Origin of the sequence: Sandaracinobacter neustonicus (genome assembly GCF_006385875.1) — a bacterium.
GTDB classification, from domain to species: domain Bacteria; phylum Pseudomonadota; class Alphaproteobacteria; order Sphingomonadales; family Sphingomonadaceae; genus Sandaracinobacteroides; species Sandaracinobacteroides neustonicus.
Genome location: NZ_VFSU01000024.1, coordinates 114,456 through 131,902, shown reverse-complemented (window position 1 = coordinate 131,902; position 17,447 = coordinate 114,456). Strand labels below are relative to the sequence as shown.

The 17,447-nt window shown below is 65.9% G+C and carries 16 protein-coding genes and 1 tRNA gene; 5 read left to right on the top strand and 12 right to left on the bottom strand.

Going from position 1 to position 17,447, the window contains the following annotated elements:
- Positions 1–71 precede the first annotated feature (71 nt).
- Both FJQ54_RS09355 and FJQ54_RS09350 read right to left on the bottom strand, forming a co-directional pair.
- On the bottom strand, positions 72–3,413 hold the full coding sequence (locus FJQ54_RS09355) for a TonB-dependent receptor (RefSeq protein ID WP_140928151.1): 3,342 nt from the start codon (positions 3,411–3,413) through the stop codon (positions 72–74).
- Positions 3,414–3,667: 254 nt separating this feature from the next.
- A tRNA-Val gene (locus FJQ54_RS09350) sits at positions 3,668–3,742 on the bottom strand.
- Positions 3,743–3,801: 59 nt separating this feature from the next.
- On the opposite strand from FJQ54_RS09350, the gene FJQ54_RS09345 reads away from it, so the two are divergent.
- Entirely contained in the window at positions 3,802–4,992 is a 1,191-nt protein-coding gene (locus tag FJQ54_RS09345) for a serine hydrolase domain-containing protein (protein WP_140928150.1), read from the top strand.
- Between the two features lie 175 nt (positions 4,993–5,167).
- Here FJQ54_RS09345 and FJQ54_RS09340 read toward each other — a convergent pair whose 3' ends face one another.
- Positions 5,168–5,461 (bottom strand): YciI family protein, encoded by a 294-nt coding sequence (locus tag FJQ54_RS09340; RefSeq protein WP_140928149.1) that lies wholly within the window; start codon positions 5,459–5,461, stop codon positions 5,168–5,170.
- A 174-nt stretch (positions 5,462–5,635) separates the two neighbouring features.
- Here FJQ54_RS09340 and rpmB point away from each other — a divergent pair, with 174 nt between their 5' ends.
- Positions 5,636–5,926, top strand: a complete 291-nt coding sequence (gene rpmB, locus FJQ54_RS09335; protein WP_140928148.1) for a 50S ribosomal protein L28 — start codon at positions 5,636–5,638, stop codon at positions 5,924–5,926.
- A gap of 4 nt (positions 5,927–5,930) precedes the next feature.
- Here rpmB and FJQ54_RS09330 read toward each other — a convergent pair whose 3' ends face one another.
- Positions 5,931–6,977, bottom strand: a complete 1,047-nt coding sequence (locus FJQ54_RS09330) for an esterase-like activity of phytase family protein (RefSeq protein WP_140928147.1) — start codon at positions 6,975–6,977, stop codon at positions 5,931–5,933.
- A 112-nt stretch (positions 6,978–7,089) separates the two neighbouring features.
- Between FJQ54_RS09330 and FJQ54_RS09325 the strand changes: the two genes are divergently transcribed.
- Positions 7,090–7,626: a glycine zipper 2TM domain-containing protein gene (locus FJQ54_RS09325; protein ID WP_140928146.1), complete on the top strand. Its 537-nt coding sequence runs from the start codon at positions 7,090–7,092 to the stop codon at positions 7,624–7,626.
- A gap of 8 nt (positions 7,627–7,634) precedes the next feature.
- Here FJQ54_RS09325 and FJQ54_RS09320 read toward each other — a convergent pair whose 3' ends face one another.
- From FJQ54_RS09320 to FJQ54_RS09310, 3 genes are read right to left on the bottom strand one after another with little or no spacing between them, the layout of a single operon-like run.
- Positions 7,635–8,909: an RsmB/NOP family class I SAM-dependent RNA methyltransferase gene (locus tag FJQ54_RS09320; protein WP_140928293.1), complete on the bottom strand. Its 1,275-nt coding sequence runs from the start codon at positions 8,907–8,909 to the stop codon at positions 7,635–7,637.
- On the bottom strand, positions 8,896–9,852 hold the full coding sequence (gene htpX / locus FJQ54_RS09315; RefSeq protein WP_140928145.1) for a zinc metalloprotease HtpX: 957 nt from the start codon (positions 9,850–9,852) through the stop codon (positions 8,896–8,898). Before htpX ends, FJQ54_RS09320 begins: the two co-directional genes overlap by 14 nt.
- Before the next feature lie 39 nt (positions 9,853–9,891).
- The gene (locus FJQ54_RS09310; protein WP_140928144.1) at positions 9,892–10,734 is read right to left on the bottom strand and encodes an SDR family NAD(P)-dependent oxidoreductase; all 843 of its coding nucleotides are present in this window, start codon (positions 10,732–10,734) and stop codon (positions 9,892–9,894) included.
- Between the two features lie 47 nt (positions 10,735–10,781).
- On the opposite strand from FJQ54_RS09310, the gene FJQ54_RS09305 reads away from it, so the two are divergent.
- The gene (locus tag FJQ54_RS09305) at positions 10,782–10,934 is read left to right on the top strand and encodes a DUF1674 domain-containing protein (protein ID WP_140928143.1); all 153 of its coding nucleotides are present in this window, start codon (positions 10,782–10,784) and stop codon (positions 10,932–10,934) included.
- A gap of 190 nt (positions 10,935–11,124) precedes the next feature.
- Here FJQ54_RS09305 and FJQ54_RS09300 read toward each other — a convergent pair whose 3' ends face one another.
- The 3 genes from FJQ54_RS09300 to FJQ54_RS09290 are packed head-to-tail and all read right to left on the bottom strand — an operon-like array spanning position 11,125 to position 13,327.
- Positions 11,125–12,288 carry an aminotransferase class I/II-fold pyridoxal phosphate-dependent enzyme gene (locus FJQ54_RS09300; protein ID WP_140928142.1) on the bottom strand — a complete coding sequence of 388 codons (1,164 nt, stop codon included), beginning with the start codon at positions 12,286–12,288 and terminating at the stop codon, positions 11,125–11,127.
- Entirely contained in the window at positions 12,285–12,818 is a 534-nt protein-coding gene (locus FJQ54_RS09295) for a YceD family protein (RefSeq protein WP_140928141.1), read from the bottom strand. Before FJQ54_RS09295 ends, FJQ54_RS09300 begins: the two co-directional genes overlap by 4 nt.
- Entirely contained in the window at positions 12,815–13,327 is a 513-nt protein-coding gene (locus FJQ54_RS09290; protein ID WP_140928140.1) for a ubiquinol-cytochrome C chaperone family protein, read from the bottom strand. The genes FJQ54_RS09295 and FJQ54_RS09290 overlap by 4 nt, the downstream gene beginning before the upstream one ends.
- 86 nt (positions 13,328–13,413) lie before the next feature.
- On the opposite strand from FJQ54_RS09290, the gene FJQ54_RS09285 reads away from it, so the two are divergent.
- Positions 13,414–13,926, top strand: a complete 513-nt coding sequence (locus tag FJQ54_RS09285) for an outer membrane protein assembly factor BamE (RefSeq protein WP_235890382.1) — start codon at positions 13,414–13,416, stop codon at positions 13,924–13,926.
- Positions 13,927–14,297: 371 nt separating this feature from the next.
- Here the strand turns inward: FJQ54_RS09285 and FJQ54_RS09280 are convergent, their stop codons facing one another.
- Both FJQ54_RS09280 and thiL read right to left on the bottom strand, forming a co-directional pair.
- Entirely contained in the window at positions 14,298–16,391 is a 2,094-nt protein-coding gene (locus FJQ54_RS09280) for a sodium-translocating pyrophosphatase (protein WP_140928139.1), read from the bottom strand.
- 148 nt (positions 16,392–16,539) lie between these two features.
- Positions 16,540–17,445, bottom strand: a complete 906-nt coding sequence (gene thiL, locus FJQ54_RS09275; RefSeq protein ID WP_235890381.1) for a thiamine-phosphate kinase — start codon at positions 17,443–17,445, stop codon at positions 16,540–16,542.
- Positions 17,446–17,447: the final 2 nt, after the last annotated feature.

Here is a 17,447-nt window from a genome sequence, read left to right as displayed (position 1 = left end):
GTCAAAAAACGCCGGGCAAAGAAAAGGGCGGCCTCCCGTATGGGAAGCCGCCCCTTGCATCTTCAGGCGCCTTACAGGCCCTTGAAGTCCAGCCGGACGCCCAGACGAACCTGCCAGATCGAGTAGTTGGTATACACGGTCTCGGCGTTCGTGCGGTAGTTCGAATATTGATACTTCACGCAAGGCTGCTGGATCGTGCCCGCGGTGATCACGGTGCCGCTGGAGTTCAGACACTGCACCGACACGACCTGCGCCCGATAGGGGAAGGCCACCTGCCGCAGCGAACCCCAGTCGCTGTTCAGCATGTTCAGGAAGTTTTCCATGTCCGCGAAGACCTGGATTTTGCCGCCCAGGAAGAAAGGCACTTCCTGGCTGATGCGCAGGTCCAGCTTGTTCCAGCGCGGGCTGCTCGCCATGTTCTTCGCAGCGATGCTGCCCTGATACTTGTTCAGGTCGCCATTCTGGATGAACGACTGGAACGCCGCGAAGTCGAAGCCGGCCGCATATTGCACCAGCGGGTCCGCCGTCGCCGACGAGACATCCGGCACATACAGCAGGTGACGCGAGTTGGTGCCCAGCGTGCCGAACACCGGCGAGCGGCCGGACGTCACCGTGTCGCCCATCACATAGCTGTAACGCTGGCCGGCGCGGCTGTTGAAGAACAGTTCGAAGCGGCTGTTGTTGTCGCCGAACAGCTCCGTGTCATAGGCGAAGCGCAGGCGATAGCTGTTGTCCACCTGATAGTTGGAAGTGCCATAGGCCGAACCGTTCGGGTCCGTGCCGCTGACGGTGTTGTTATAGTTGGACAGCGCGACGGACGAGGTGCCCGGGTTCACATCCTTCGAACGCTGGAAGGTGTAGCTGCCGCCGATGGCGATGCCGTTATCCCAGCGCTTGTTGAACTTGCCCACGATGTTCCAGCTGTAGCCACGGCTGGTGTTCGTCAGCATCATGTCGGTCAGCGTGGAGTTGGCCGTCAGTGAGGTCAGTTGCTGATAGCGCACGCGGCCGTCGGGCAGCGTGCCGTTCGGGCTGAGACGCAGATCCTTCCAGGTCAGCGCGTTCTTCACCTTGGACCACATCACGTTGGCGCCGAAATCCCAGCCGTCGCCCAGCGGGCCGAGGTTCGCCTGATAGTCGACGCTGCCCGAAAGCCGCCATTGCGACGGAATCTGGAAGTTCGGATCCAGCGAGTTGGTGACCGCCAGCGTGGACCCGGCCGTCGCGAGCAGGGTGTCCAGGCTCGCCGGAATGCCGGTGCCGCCAGACACGTTGTTCAGAACGGACGCGCCGATTTCATTCTGCTGCGCCGCCGTCAGGCCGGTGATGTTGGAAACGGCAAAGCCGGTCAGCGTCCTGTCGATCTGCGTGCTCGCCAGCGTCGGCCCCGGGTTTGAATAATTGTTCGAAATCCACACATTGGGGTTGCCGCCACCGTAAAGGCCGGCGGTGCCGCGCAGACGCAGACGATCGTCCGCATTCCATGTAACAGCGAGGCGCGGCTGCACTAGGTCGCGGCCGCTCAGCGTGGAGGTGTTCGCGAAGCCATAACGATCAACAAACGCCTGATTGAACTGCGGGCGGTCGCTCGTCATGTAGAGGTCGTAACGAACACCGGCGATCAGCGTGATATCGGGCGTCAGGTCATAGGTGTCCTGAATGCCGAAGGTCAGCATATTGTTGTCGAACAGGGCGCGCGCGCTGTCGATGCTGCCGCCGGTCGGCGTGGAATAGATCAGCTGGTTCGCCCGCTTCGCCTGCAGATCGGCGACGGAGTCGAAATACCACACGCCCGAGACGTTCTGGGCGAACAGGTTGTTGATGTTCTGATCCTTGTATTCGGCGATCAGCTTCACATCATGGCCATTGCCCTGAATGCGGCCCTGGAATTCCAGACCCAGCGTCTGCACATAGAGTTCGTTTGCCTGACGCGAGGCATCGGGACCGAACTGCACCTGCCCCACGGTCGCCGTGCAACGGATCAGCGTGGCGTTGGTCGTGCCCTGACTCGTCGGATCGAGACAGACCTGGAACTGGCCGAAGTCGCGGCCGTTATACGGCACCTGCATCCGCTTATAGTCATTGTAGCTCACGCGGACCTGCGTGGAGAAGCTGTCGGACCATTCGCTGTTCAGCTGGGCGACGCCATAATGGTTGATCGAACCCTGTTCGTAATTGTTCGATTGCAGCGACAGCGTCGGGTTGGTGGCGGTCACCTGGCTGGCGGCGGTGGTGCCAGCCAAAATGGTGCCCTTGTTGTAGATGTAGGTCAGCGCCAGCCGGTGCTTGTCGGTAACGTTCCAGTCGATCTTGGTGACGAGCTTGTCGTCATTTTCCGGCACGGCCGTGGCGACATCCATCGTGTCATAGCCGTAAACCGTGTCTGCGATGCCCGAAACGGCATCGATCTGCGCGCGGGTGATCGGCAGTTGGTTCGCGAAGCCTTCGCCCGTGGGGCCGACGAGCGACGGCGTGGTGTCGCGCAGGCGTTCCCACGTCACCGCGAAGAACAGCTTGTCCTTGATGATGGGGCCGGTGATCTGCGCGCCATACACCTTGGATTCGAAATCACGCGGAATGTGCACGCCGCGAACGCGGGTGCCGGCCAGTTCGTCAGCCGTGTAGCTGAAGAAGCCGCCGATGTTGAAATCATTGCCGCCGGATTTCAGCACGGTGTTGATGGCACCGCCCTGGAAGCCGCCTTGCTGGATATCCACCGGCGCGGTTTCAACCGTGAATTCGGCGATGGCGTCCAGCGGGACCGGGCCGCGCGACGAAGCGAGACCGCCCGATTCCAGGCCGAACGGATCGCCGAAGCCGATGCCGTCCACCGTGATGCGGTTGAAGCGGTTGTTCTGCCCGGCGATGGAGATGGCCCCGCCGTTGGTCGGGTCCAGCGTCACCATCGGGTCGCGCGCGGCGAGGTTGCGGATGTCGCGGTTCACAGACGACACCCCGGCGATTTCCCGCGCGTTCAGCGTGGTGGCCGGGCCGGTGGCGATGGCGATGGAGGAGATCGTCCGCGCGGCAGTCACTTCGATGGTGGCGCCTTCGCTGACGAGCGAAACGGCAAGTCGCTGCGGCACGCCGGCCTGAATGGTGGGCACAGTGGCCTTGGCTGGATCGAAGCCGGGGGCCGTCACTTCCACGTCGAACGGGCCGCCGACGCGCAGGTTGGGGGCAGTGAAGCTGCCCGACGAATCCGTCGTCTGCACCGAGCGCGTGCCCGACGGCACGTGCGTCACGGTGACGGTGGCACCGGGAAGCGGGTTGCCGTTTTCATCCTGCACATCGCCGCGGATCGTGCCGGTAACTTCCTGCGCATAGGCCGAGGTGGCGGCCAGCGCGATGATGGAAGCGGAAGCGCCAAGGCGCAGACCGGCCCAGACGAGAGAGGAAATACGAAGTGCCATGCGAAGAATACCCCTTCGGCAGTTGAAAGAATGTCCACTAACCACAGTGAGTTACAGCCTGATGGCTGAATTCAGCCCCGATTAACGCGAATCATGTTGAAGGCGACGTTCGCCCCGAATGGGGCCGCAATGGCCGTCTTATATGACATTTTTGTTGCAGTTGAGGGGCTGTGGCATGAAGCCTGCCATCTGTGCGCGGGGTTTTGCCGGGCTGTTGCAGTGCAGCAACAGATTCGATGCGCCAACCAAAAGGCTGGTGGGTGGTGAGGGTTTCGAACCCCCGGCCCTCTCGGTGTAAACGAGATGCTCTACCGCTGAGCTAACCACCCTTTGCGCAAGCCGCCTGCCCTGCTACGCGAGATTGGCATCCGCATGCAAAGGGGAAGTGATGTCGCTCAACCGGGACCGCCTTCAGAAGATCGACGGCTTTCTGAAATCCGCCTATCTTGATACCGGCCGCCTGCCCGGCACCATCGTCAGGGTGCAGCAGCGGGGCGAGATCCTGTTTGAAAGCGTGGCTGGCTTCGCCGACGTCGCAGCCGCCCGCCCGCTGCAGGCCGACAGCCTGTTCCGAATCTATTCCATGACGAAGCCCATCACGTCCATCGCGCTGATGATGCTGGTGGAAGAAGGCCGCATCCAGCTGGATGATCCGGTGCATCGCTATATCCCGGCGTGGAAGGATCTGCAGGTCTTTGAAAGCGGCACGCTGAAAACCGGCTGGAAAACCGGCGCGCCCAAGCGGCCGATGCTGGTGATCGACCTGATGCGCCACACCGCCGGCCTCACCTATGGCTTCCAGCTGAACACCAATGTCGATGCCGCCTACCGTCAGCTGGGTGTGGGGGAGATCGACAAGGGCGACATCACGCTGGAGCGGATGATCGAGCTTCTGGGCCAGCTGCCGCTGGAATTCTCGCCCGGAGACTGGTGGAACTATTCCGTCGCCACCGATGTCGTCGGCTGGCTGGTGCAGGTCGTGTCGGGCATGCCCTTCGAAGAGTTTCTGGCCAAACGTATCTTCCGCCCGCTGGGCATGGTGGATACCGGCTTTCATGTGCGCGAAGGTCAGGGGCACCGCCTGACCACCTGCTATCAACCCAGCCCCAAGGGCGGGATCGTGGTGCAGGATCAGGCCGAAACCTCCAGCTTCCTCGCCCCGCCCAGCTTCATCTCCGGCGGCGGCGGGCTGATCTCCAGCGCGGATGATTATCTGCGCTTCACAGAGGCGCTGCGCACCGGCACGCCCCGCCTCGTGGGCCGCAAGACTCTGGAGCTGATGACGGCGAATCACCTGCCCGGCGGCAAGGATCTCCCGGCGCTCTCGCGCTCGGCCTTTTCGGAGGCTGCCTATGAAGGCGTCGGCTTCGGGCTGGGCTTCGCAACCACCACGGCAGTGCACAAGACGATGATCGCGGGCAATGACGGCGATTATTTCTGGGGCGGCGCGGCCTCCACCTTCTTCTGGATCGATCCGGCGGAGGAGATGACGGTGCTGTTCCTCACCCAGCTGATCCCCTCCTCCACATGGCCGGTCAGGCGGCAACTGCGGACGATGGTTTACTCGGCGGTGGAGTGAGGCCCCTTCCCCCGCTCAGGCTGAGCTTGTCGAAGCCCCGGACGTGAATGCTCAACGGTTAAGCCGGGGACATGCTCCATAGGGCTTCGACAAGCTCAGCCTGAGCGGGGGAAAGGTGGTAGAGGTTAACAAAGGACATAATCGCCCGAAACTCTAGGCAGCACCTGCCACAGCCCTACTTGGGCAGCACCTGCCGCCACGCCGTCACCGCCACGCTGGAAAACAGCCCGGCCAGCGCATAGGGGTCTGCTGCGGCGAAGCTGACGGCCGCCTTGCGATCCGGGAACTTCATCAACAGCATCGATCCGATCGGCCCGCCCTCATCGTCCAGCAACGGCCCGGCCAGCACGACCTGCTCGATCGCGTTTTCCAGATAGGCCAGATGCTCCGCGCGCGTGGCGGCGCGCAGCGCTTGCTGCATGGGCTTGTCGATGCAATGGATCGCGAATATCGGCACGTGGGCGTTCATGGCATGCTGAATCCCATCGGTCCAGCCGCCATTGCGCTGGCAGCGGTTCAGTCCCGAACCGGGCCACAAAGCTTGACTGGAAAGCGCCCCGCCGCTATGGCGCGCGCTCGTTTTTCCGGCGGGCCTTCCAGTTCGCCCCCTGCATTTTCGAGTCATTCTTAAGGGACTTATACTATGTCGCGCGTTTGCGAGATCACGGGCAAGGGTCGTCAGGTCGGCCACAATGTCAGCCACGCCAACAACAAGACGAAGCGCACCTATCTGCCCAACCTGCAGAATGTGACGCTCCAGTCCGAAGCGCTGGGCCGCTCCGTCCGTCTGCGCGTGTCCACGCACGGCCTGCGCTCCGTCGAGCATGTCGGCGGTCTGGACAACTGGCTGCTGAAGACCAGCGATGACGATCTCAGCCTGCGCGCCCGTCGGCTGAAGCGCGATGTCGCGAAGAAGGTGGCCGAAGCCGCCTGAGGTTTCAGGGCTTCGCGTCAGCCTCTGGCAGAAGCTCGAACTTCAGCAACAAGGTCCGCTGCAAGGCGTTGAAATTGTTGTCTGACATGATGTAGAGATAGCGGCGCTCGCCCTCCTTGCGGATGGCGAGCGCTTCCATATTGTCCACGTTCAGCGGCGGCCGCAGCCGCGCCAGTTCTGTCGATTGCACCAGTTCGGGCAGCTTCGCCGGATCGGCCGGAATCCGCCCTTGCGAAATCACCGCGGACACCCCCTCGATCGGCGTGAAGCGGCGGTGCAGCACCACGAATCCATCCGCCCCATCGTCCAGCCTGCCGATCGCGGTGGGGGCATAGCCTTTGGGTGCCTGCCAGCCGAACTGTTGCACCCCGGCTTCCGGGTCGGCCGAAAGCCCCAGTATCCCGCCGCCCGGTCCGCTCACTTCCTCGGCCAGAATCACCACCCGCCCATTGTCCGCCGCAATCGCTTCCGCGCCGCCATTCTCAGGCCAGCCGGCCATCGCGGGCAGCACCCAGCGCCGGTCCGGCGTGGAATCGAGCGATTCGGGGCGACAGCCCGACACATCCGCGAACCGCTCCAACCGGTGCGCCTGCTCATAGCTCACCCATGTGCGACCGTCGGTCGTCCGCGTCACCCCTTCCGCATCGGCCCCGCTTTTGGTCACCGGCGGCATCCCGTCCGGCCCCTTGATCGGCGCAATCCAGCCTGCGGAAACGCCGGTCAGCCGCCCGTCCTGCTCACGCGGCTCCAGAATCACCCAGCTTCCGGCGTCTGTCACGGCCAGCAGCCGGTTGCACTCCGGCTCCCACAGCATGTCGGAAATGCCGCCAAAGCGCATGTTGTTCGCGCTCAGCACCAGCCCGCCCATGTAGCGCAGCCGCCCCACCCGATCCTGCGCCGGATCGGCGTTGCTCAGCGGGATGGCCTTCGCCTGCACCTCGATCGGCGTCACCGGCCCGGCCCCCAGCGCGGGACCCGCGAAATAGACGCCAAGCACGGCACCGGCGGCAATGGCGGCGGCGGAGGGGATGGCGCGACGAATCCGGGTCATAAGCGCGGATTAGCAGGGCCGATCCGGCCTGTCTCTCGGATGAACGGAGACTTCAGCTTGTTGCAAGCCGCCGTGGTTGAAAACATCATCACCACTTGGAGGACAGGCCGCCATGAAAACCGGACTTGCAGTGACCGCCGCAACGCTCGCGACCCTGGGATTGGGTGCGCCCGCGCTGGCCGACAGCCGCTGGGATCGCGACGATGATCGTCGCGAATGGCGCGATGACAGGCCGCACCGCCATGACGACCGCCGCTCGCGCAGCAACAGCTATCAGCAGAATCAAGCCTATTATCAAGGCTATCGTGATGGCTGGCGCGCGGAAAACCGCCGCGATCAGCGCCAGCAGTATCGCGGCAATTACGGCTGGCAGCAGCCCGTCTATGGCAACAGCTATAACAACCGCTATCCCACCTATCGCGGCGCGACGGTGCAAGGCTCGCAGCCCTATTGGTGGGGTTCGAACGGGCAGGTGCATTGCCGCCGGCAGGATGGCACCACCGGCCTTGTCGTCGGCGCGCTGGCCGGCGGCACGCTGGGCAACATGATCGCCAAGCAGGGCGACAAAACGCTGGGCAGCGTGATCGGCGGAACGCTGGGCGCGGTGCTGGGCAACGAAATCGCCAAGGGCAGCGCCCGCTGCCGCTGAGGCATTCGTTACGCTGGCGCTCGCCAGCGTGACATAAAGAAGCCGTCCGCCCCGCCCTTTGCCCCCCAAACAGAGGGGCGGGTGCGGACGGCACCCCCGGACTCGGGCAGCAGCCCGGCCGGGAGTTCGCCCGGCCCAACAGGGTCTGGCAGCAAACCCGCGGGAGGGGTCTCCCCCTCCCCTTCCGCGGGTTCCAGCGAACAGACGGCATAAACCAGCCGTCCGCCGGGCTTCAGCCATGTGGCCGCACGCGCCAGCAGCGCCTGCTGCAAGGCCGTCAACGCGCCCAGATCCAGATCGTCTTTCAAATACAACAGGTCAGGATGCCGCCGGAATGTGCCGGTCGCCGAACAGGGCGCGTCCAGCAGGATGGCGTCGAACGGCGCATCCGGCTCCCATTGCTTCGCATCCGCCTCCACCACGGCGGCCGTCAGCCCGGTGCGCTGCAGATTGGCCTTCAGCCGCTTCAGCCGGGGGCCGCTGATATCCAGCGCCGTCACCTCCGCCCCGGCGGCGGCCAGCTGCATGGTCTTGCCGCCCGGCGCGGCGCACATATCCAGCACACGCAGGCCCGCCACATCGCCCAGCAGCCGCGCAGGCAGGCTGGCGGCGATATCCTGCACCCACCACGCCCCGTCCGCGAAGCCCGGCAGCGCCTCCACCTGCTGCGAGCCTTCCAGCCGCACATGGCCGGGCATCAGCGAGCTTCCGCCCAGCCGCGCGCACCAGTCCGCCGTGGCCGTGGCATCGCGCAGACAGAGGTCCGTCGGCGGGATTTCCCCCAGCCGCTCCGCTGCGGCTGCGGCTTCGTCCGCCCCCCAGCTGTCCGTCCAGCGCGCCGCCCATTTGCCGGGCAGCGATGGCGGCGGCAGCTTCGCCCGCTCGCGGATCAGGGTGGAGAGCACCCCATGCACCAGCCGACGCGGCCCGCCCTCCAGCAGCGGCAAGGCCGTGGCAATCGCGGCATGCGGCGGTGTTTCCAGCAGCAGCAGCCCGGCCAGCGCCACCCGCAGCACCATCCGCGCCCGCGCGTCCGTCGGCAGCGGCAGGCGCGTCGCGCCGTCGATCAGCGAATCCAGCCCCGGCAGGTTGCGCAGCACGCCCCCCGTCAGCGCCCGCGCCAGCCCCCGGTCGCTGGGCCCAAGCCCTTTCAGCGCGGATTCAAGCTGGCCGTCCAGCGGACGCCCCAGCACGGTAATTGCATGCACAAGCCGCACGGCGGCGCGCCGGGCTTCCAGCCCCGGCACCTCCGCTGCCTGCCGCGCGCGGTCAGGCCCAGGGATTGCGCGGCCCCTTCGGCGGTGCGGACTTGGGAAGCCCCAAGGCGCTCGGCTTGCGCGCACTGTCACGCACGGGCCAAGGGTCACCGCCACTTCCGCCGATTTCTGGCAAGGCGCTGCCCGCCATTGCCTCCAGCGCGGCGATGCGGTTTTCCGCTGCCGGGTGGGTGCTGAACAGATTGTCGCGCACGCCGCCAAGGCCGGGGTTCACGATATACAAAGAGGCCGCAGCCGGATTGGCTTCCGCGACAGGATTGGGAATCCGCTGCGCCGCGCCTTGCAGCTTCCCCAGTGCAGAGGCCAGCTTCAGCGGCTGGCCCGAAATATCCGCGCCCACGGCATCCGCGCCATATTCGCGCGTGCGGCTGATCGCCATCTGCACAATGGCCGCCGCGATGGGGGCCACGATCATCGCCACCAGCGCCACCAGCGCGTTGGACTGGCCATTGCCCCGGTTGCCGCCGAAGAAAAAGGCGAAATTCCCCAGCATGGAAATCGCCCCCGCCAGCGTCGCCGTCATCGTCATCAACAGCGTGTCACGGTTCTTCACATGCGCCAGTTCATGCGCCATCACGGCGGCGATCTCGTCGCGGTCCAGCGTGCGCATCAGCCCGGAAGTGGCTGCAACAGCGGCATTTTCCGGGTTGCGCCCGGTGGCGAACGCATTGGGCTGATCCTGTTCCACCATGTAAACGCGCGGCATCGGCAGCTCCGCGCGGGCGGCCAGCGGGGCCACGATCTGGTGCAACGGATGGTCCGGCCCCACTTCCTGCGCATTGTGCATGCGCAACACCATCTTGTCGCTGTTCCACCAGGCGAAGATGTTGGTGCCAAGCCCGAACAGCAGCGCAATCGTCATGCCCGGGCGGCCGCCGATCAGGAAGCCCAGCCCCATGAACAGGGCGACCATGGCGGCCATCAGCATGAAAGTCTTGGTCTGGTTCATGGCTCTCCAGATGGACAGGCGGGCGGAAAAATCAATGCGTCAGTCGTTGCGGCTCGCGCCGCCAAGGAACGCACCGATCCGCTTCCAGTAGCTCACCGGGAACAGCCGCACCATCCAGTCGATAAAGCGCGCGTCCGGGCCGATCAGCACCCGGTGCTGGCCGCGCTCCATGCCGCTGATGATGGTTTCGGCTGCCTGTTCAGGGGTTGTGCGGGCGGCTTTCTCGAACTCCTCGCCATTGTCCAGCGCGCTGTCCGTGCCGGGCATGGTGGCGATCACCTTAGCGTTGCGCGCCACGTTCGTCTTGATGCCGCCCGGATGCACGCGGATGACGTTGATGCTGGGATCAGTGACGGCCAGTTCCAGATGCAGTGCCTCCGTCAGCCCGCGCACGGCGAATTTGGAGGCGTTGTAGGCGCTTTGCGTGGGATATCCCATCATGCCGAACACGCTGGAAATATTGACGATCCAGCCGGGCTTTCCACCCGCCGCTCTCGCCCGGACATGCGGCAAGGCCTGCCGACAGCCTTCCACCACGGCATCGAAATTCACCGCCATCACCCGGTCGAAATCCTCGCGCGGGCAATCCGCGAACGGCGCAACAACGGACAGCCCGGCGTTGTTGATGATCCCATCCAGTCCGCCGAATTCGGCCGCCGCACCATCGATCCAGCCCTTCAGCGCGGTGTGGTCGGTTACGTCGAACGCCTTCAAACTGTGCGGATAATTGCCCAGCAGCCGCGCGGTTTCCGCCAGCCCTGCCGCATCCTTGTCTGCCAGCGCCACGGTCGCCCCGCGCCGCGCCAGACCCAGCGCCAGCGCCCGGCCGATGCCACTGCCCGCGCCCGTAACGGCGATCACCTTCCCCTTCAGCTCCGGCATAAACCTCCCTCTCCTTATCTTGTTCGCGCCATGCTAGAGCAGCGCGCATGGCAGAGAAAGAGACCCCGCAAAAGCCGCAGGCCGAACCGGCTGAGGCCGAAAAGAAACCCGCTGAGACCGGCGAAATCGGCGGCCCCAAAGGCCCCGAACCCACCCGCTATGGCGATTGGGAACGCAACGGGATTTGCAGCGACTTCTAGGAGCGATTGAGCCGGAATCGCTTGCCTGTCCTCTCCCCCGCTCAGGCTGAGCTTGTCGAAGCCCCGGACGTGAAAGCACTGTGGCTAAGCCCGGGGGACATGCTCCATGGGCTTCGACAAGCTCAGCCTGAGCGGGCGGCGGCGGTAGAGGCCGAAAAGTCGGCGGATTTGCAAAGCTGTAATCGCCCTTTTAACCCAGCGCCCTCCGCGCCGCCGCCAGCCGTTCCAGCGCGGCGTCGATGGTGGCCGGGGCCTTGGCGTGGCAGAAGCGGACGACATTGGTTGGGCCGTCCTCCCCCTCGAAGAAGGCGCTGACGGGGATTCCGGCGATTCCGTGCTGCTCCACGATTCGGGTGCAGAAATCCACGTCTCCCAGCGCGATTCCTGAGGCTGCGAGGTCGATGGAGAGGAACCATGTGGCTTCCGACGGCAGCACCACATAGCCTGCCGCCGCCAATCCGTCAGCGAGCCGGGCGCGGCCTGCCTCGATCTCGTCGCGCATGACGGTCAGCCACGCCCGTTCGCTGTTGAGGCCGAAAGCCACCGCATCCTGCAAGGTGGGGGATGAGGTGAAGGTGAGGAACTGGTGCGTCGCGGCAATCTTCGCGGCCAGCGGCGCAGGCGCCAGTGCCCAGCCGATCTTCCAGCCCGTCACCTGAAAAATCTTCCCCGCAGAGCCGATCTTCACCACCCGGCCCGCCAGCGCCGGATCGGCCGCCAGGCTGACATGCGGGCGCGAATTGGGGCGCACTTCCTCCCACACCTCGTCCGCGACGATCAGCAGATCATGCGCCAGCGCCACCTCGCGCACGGCGGCGCGTTCATCCGCATCCAGCATGCGGCCGGTGGGGTTCACCGGATCATTCACAAGGATCAGCTTCGTGTTCGGCGTCACGGCGGCTTCCAGCGCGGCGCGGGTGATGCGCCATTCGGGCGGGAACAGCCGGGTGAAGTTCGCCGTCGCGCCCGCCCGGCGAATCAGCGGGGCATAGGCGTCATAAGCGGGTTCGATCACCAGCGCCGCCTCTCCGGGCGAGAGCAGCGCCAGCAGGGTGGCGGCGATCGCCTCCGTCCCGCCGCTGGTGACGACGATGTCCGTCGCCGGGTCCAGCGCCAGCCCCTGCGTCTCGGCATAGAAAGCCGCCAGCGCCGTGCGCAGCCCATCCGTGCCGCGCATGCGCGGATATTGCTGCGGCCCTTCCAGCATCAGCCGCGCGCCTTCTGCACGAACGCTGGCCGGGCCGCTGGCATCCGGGAAGCCCTGCCCCAGATTGATCGCGCCCAGCGCCGCCGCTTTCGCGGACATGAATTCGAAGATGGTGGTGCGAACCGGGATGGGGCCGATGCCGCTCATTTCGGGCGCAGCTTCGCGAACGGGCTGGCGGCCAGCTTTTCGGCTTCCGCTTGCGCTTCGGCCTCTGCCTCTGTGATCAGGTGACGGCGGGCTGCGGCCAGCTGCTCCGGCGCGGCGCGGGGCCATGGGTCCAGCGCGAGCGCGAGCGATTGCGCCAGCGCCTCGCCCAGATCGATGCTGTCGCCTTCCACCGGCAGCACGTCGAGCGCGCCCGAATCCAGCTCGAGATCGTCCGGTGCTTCGGCCTGCGGCTCAAAGCGGAGGGTCAGTTCCTCCTCCACATGGGCGGGCACGGGTTCGCCGGAGACGATGCAGCTTTGCACCACATCCGCCACCATCCGGCCGGTGAGATCGGCGCCATTGCCGCTGCGGGAGACGTCGAAATCGCCTTCCAGCCGGGCGATGGAGATCAGCCCGAAGCGACGGGCCAGCGCCTCACGCGCCCCCTCCCCTGCGGACAGATGATGCGGTTGCGCGCGCGGCGACAGCTTCGCCAGCGCAACGATGTGGGAGAATTCCCGTGTGCTCAACGGACGGTTCCTTCCAGCAATTGCGCAGGGAGCGCAGCGGCGATGCGGGCGAACAGCGCGCGCACGGCAATGGCCATATCCTCTGCCGCGCCGTCGGGCGGATCGCCGCGATAGACATTGCGGGCCAGCGCCTCGGCCAGCAGGTCCGGCGCGGCGGCCTGGGCCAGCGCGTCGCGGTAAGCGCCCAGCCGCCCGCCCAGCGCGCCCATGATGCGGCCCATATGCTTGCCGATCACCATGTCGCCGATGCCGATGTCGCGCAGCGAGCCGTCCATATCCTCCACGAAGCGTTCGGTGAGGATGGCCTGTTCGCGGCGCAGATCGAGCTGTTCCAGCCGGATCAGCACCAGCGAGGAGACCAGCGCCACCATATCGAAACGGCCGTCCACCGTGTCTGCGACTTGGTGGCGGGTGTAGTAGAGCGGGTCCCGCGCGGTTTCGGTGATCCATGTCCACAGGGGCATCAGCGGCGGCGGGGGCGGGTTCAGCAGGCGCTTCAGAAGGGACATTCGCGGTTCCTGAGTGATGCCCGGCAGGCCGGTGCGTGCGACGAGCCGACGCCCGCTTGCTTGCAAGGGCGGCATCCAACGCGCATATGACGCGCGTAATCGCTGCCCGCAAGCAGCGGAATTTTACTGCCGGAGAGCCGATGCGCCCGCCTTACCTGATCCTGCTGCCTGCCCTTGCCCTGATGACCGCCGGTTGCGCCACGCGGCAAATCCAGAACAATCAGGGCTATATCGCCGACGAGGAACTGGCGAACAGCGTGCAGCCGGGCGTGGACAACAAGGAATCCGTGCAGCGCGCGCTGGGCCGCCCCACGCTGGAAAGCCGCTGGGATCCGAACGTCTGGTATTATGTGTCGCGCAACACCAAGCAGCTGGCCTTTGCCCGGCCGGTGCCGAGGGATCAGCGGGTGATCATCGTGCGCTTTGCCGCCGATGGATCGGTAAGCAATGTGGAACGCCGCGGGCTGGAGCATGTGGCGAACATCAGCCCCAATTCCGACAAGACCCCGACTCTGGGCCGCGAGGCGACGCTGCTGGAGGATCTGTTTGGGAATATTGGCACTGTGGGGGCCGCGCCGGGTGGCGGTGGGCCGCAGTGAGGCTGTAGCCGGCTGCGATTAAGGCAAAGCCTTAACTCGCAGACTCGGCGCAAGCCCGGACGGCGGGGCGGAGGGCATCAGCCCGACGAACCCGTCCGACGAGTCCGGCGTTCAGCCAGAGGCTGACCTTCGGTTCGCCGGATTTTTTCTTTCCCTTTCCCTCTGAGCGGACTCGCTGGCTTCGCCAGCGGCCGCGCCTCCGCGCGGACAATCCCATTGATTGCTCCGCGTAGCCCACATCCACCCAAACCGCCGCCGAAGAACAGCTGGACCCCGGATCAAGTCCGGGGTGACGGTGGTGGGTGAATCAACGTCCGGCTTCCGAACGAACGGCAGTGGATGGGGGAAGGCTCACGCCCTCCCCCACCCGCTTAGCCATGGGCAAGAGCAGCAAGCAACAACAACGCCACAATATTGCTGATCTTGATCATCGGGTTCACCGCAGGCCCGGCCGTATCCTTATACGGATCGCCCACGGTGTCGCCGGTCACCGCCGCCTTGTGCGCGTCGGAGCCTTTGCCGCCGTGGTGGCCGTCTTCGATATACTTCTTCGCATTGTCCCATGCGCCGCCGCCCGAGGTCATCGAGATGGCGACGAAGATGCCGGAGACGATCACGCCCAGCAGCAGCGCGCCGAGCGCCGCGAAGCCGTTCGCCTGCCCCGCCACCGCAGTGATGACGAAATAGACGAGGATCGGCACCACCACCGGCAGCAGCGAGGGGATGATCATCTCCTTGATGGCGGCCTGTGTGACGAGGCCCACGGTGCGGGCGTAATCCGGCTTGGAGGTGCCCGCCATGATGCCGGGGTTGGAGCGGAACTGCTGGCGCACCTCCTCAACAACCGATCCGGCCGCGCGGCCGACCGCCGTCATCCCCATCGCCCCGAAGATATAGGGCAGCAAGGCCCCGATCAGCAGGCCGACGATAACGTACGGATTGGACAGCGAGAAATCGACGGTGAGATCGGTGAAGAATTTGCCGAGATCCGCCGTGTAGGCGTTGAACAGCACCAGCGCCGCCAGCCCCGCTGAGCCGATGGCATAGCCCTTGGTGACGGCCTTGGTGGTGTTGCCCACGGCATCCAACGCATCGGTGCGTTCACGCACTTCGCCTTCCAGACCCGCCATTTCGGCGATGCCGCCCGCATTGTCAGTGACCGGACCATAAGCGTCCAGCGCGACGACCATGCCTGCCAGCGCCAGCATCGCGGTGGCTGCGAAGCCGATGCCGATCACGCCTGCGAACTGGTAGGCCGTGATCATCCCCGCGCAGATCACCAGCGTGGGCAGCGCCGTCGATTCCAGGCTGATCGCCAGCCCCTGAATCACGTTGGTGCCATGGCCGGTTTCCGACGCCTTGGCGATGGAACGGACCGGGCGATAATTGGTGCCGGTGTAATATTCGGTGATCCACACCATCAGCCCGGTAACGGCGAGGCCGACGAGCATGGAGAGGAAAAGATCGGTCGCGGTGAAGGCCACGCCATTGGCGGTGCCCAGCGTTGCGGACATATCCGGGAACACCAGCTTCGTCGCCAGCCACAGGGCCGGAATGGAGGCCAGCGCCGACACCACAAAGCCCTTGTAGAGCGCGCCCATGATGTTCTTCGATGAACCCAGCTTCACGAAATAGGTGCCGAGGATGGAGGTGAGAATGCACACCCCGCCTGCCAGCAGCGGCAGCATCATCAGGCTGGAGAGATGTTCGCCGCCCACCAGCAGCGCTGTCAGCACCATGGTCGCGCCGACGGTGACGACATAGGTTTCGAACAGATCGGCGGCCATCCCGGCGCAATCGCCGACATTGTCGCCCACGTTATCGGCGATGACGGCGGGGTTGCGGGGGTCATCCTCTGGAATCCCAGCCTCCACCTTGCCGACGAGATCGGCCCCGACATCGGCGGCCTTGGTGAAGATGCCGCCGCCCAGACGGGCGAAGATGGAGATCAGCGACGCACCCAGCGCGAGACTGACAAGGCTGTCGATCACCACCCGGTCATCGGTGGCGAAACCGAGTTGCCGGGTGAGGATGTAATAATAGCCCGCGATGGCCAGCAGCGCGAGGCCCGCGACCAGCATGCCCGTCACGGCCCCGGCGCGGAACGCCAGCGTGAGGCCCGCCTGCAGCCCCTGCCGCGCGGCTTCCGCCGTGCGGACGTTCGCGCGAACGGAGATGTTCATGCCGATAAAGCCGGTGAGGCCGGACAGCAGCGCGCCGATCAGGAAGCCGATGGCCGGATAAACCCCGAAGAACCACCAGACGAGCGCCAGCGCGACCACGCCAACGATGGCGATGGCGCTATATTGCTTGCGCAGATAGGCCCCGGCCCCTTCCTGAATGGCGGCGGCGATTTCCTGCATGCGCGGGTTTCCGGCTGGCGCTGCCAGCACCTGCCGCGTGGTGAACAGGCCATAGAGCACGGCCAACAGGCCGCACAGGATGGCGATCAAGACGAAATCCATCAGTCCCCTACCCCTCTCAAAAGGGGCGCTCCCCCTCCCCAGGGATCGCGCCGGTTATGGGCGTCTCCCGCCGGACATGCCCGGCGGGGGTGGAAAGGTTGTGGCACTGTGGCGGACGGGGCGCAACCCGTCGCGCCCGCGCAACGGCTCAGCGATGTTGATAGCCAAGCGCGGCGGGTGTTGCGCCGTCCAGCGTGAGGCCCGCGCCCGCGTGCAGGCGGCCGATGCGGCAGATGGGGGTGCGCGCCTGTGTGGCTGCGGCTTCGATTTTCGCGCGGGCGGCGGGGGGCGCGGCGAAGATCAGTTCATAATCATCGCCCAGCGTGGCGAGCTCGGCGACTGGCACGCCGCTGGCGCGGGCGTCCGGGCTGAGCGGGATGGCGGCGGCACTGATATCCGCCGCAAGGCCCGAGGCGGCGGCGAGGCGCGCGGCGTCGATCAGCAGCCCGTCCGACACGTCCATTGCCGCGCTCGCCACCCCGCTCAGCGCGAGGCCCAGCGCGAGGCGGGGGGTGGGGCGGCGATAGCGTTTCAGCAGCGCGGATGCGCCGGGGCCACCTTGCGCGATCCTGAGGCCCAGCCCGGCGTCGCCGATCGTGCCGGAAACCCACAGATCGTCTGCGTCCGTCGCGCCGCTCCGCGCCAGTGCGGTGCCGGGGGCCGATTGCCCCAATGCCGTGAGCGAGAGGACGCTGGTGGGGCCGGAGCGGATGGTGTCTCCACCGAGTAGCGGGGTGTCATACGCGTCGAGGCATTGCATCAGCCCGCGCAGCAGTTCGGCGGCCCAGTCGGTGCCGCGCGCGTTGCCGATGCCCGCCCCCATCAGCGCGCCGACGGGCCGCGCGCCCATCGCCGCGAGGTCTGACAGGTTCACGGCGGCCAGCTTCCAGCCGATGTCTGCGGGCGGGCAATCGGGCGTGAAATGCACGCCTTCGGCCAGCATGTCGTGCGTGGCGACCAGATCCTGCCCCAGCGGCCAGCCGAGCACGGCCGCGTCGTCCGCCAGCCCGCGCGCCGCCGGGTGGCGGGCGACGGCCTTCAGGCGGGCCAGCATAT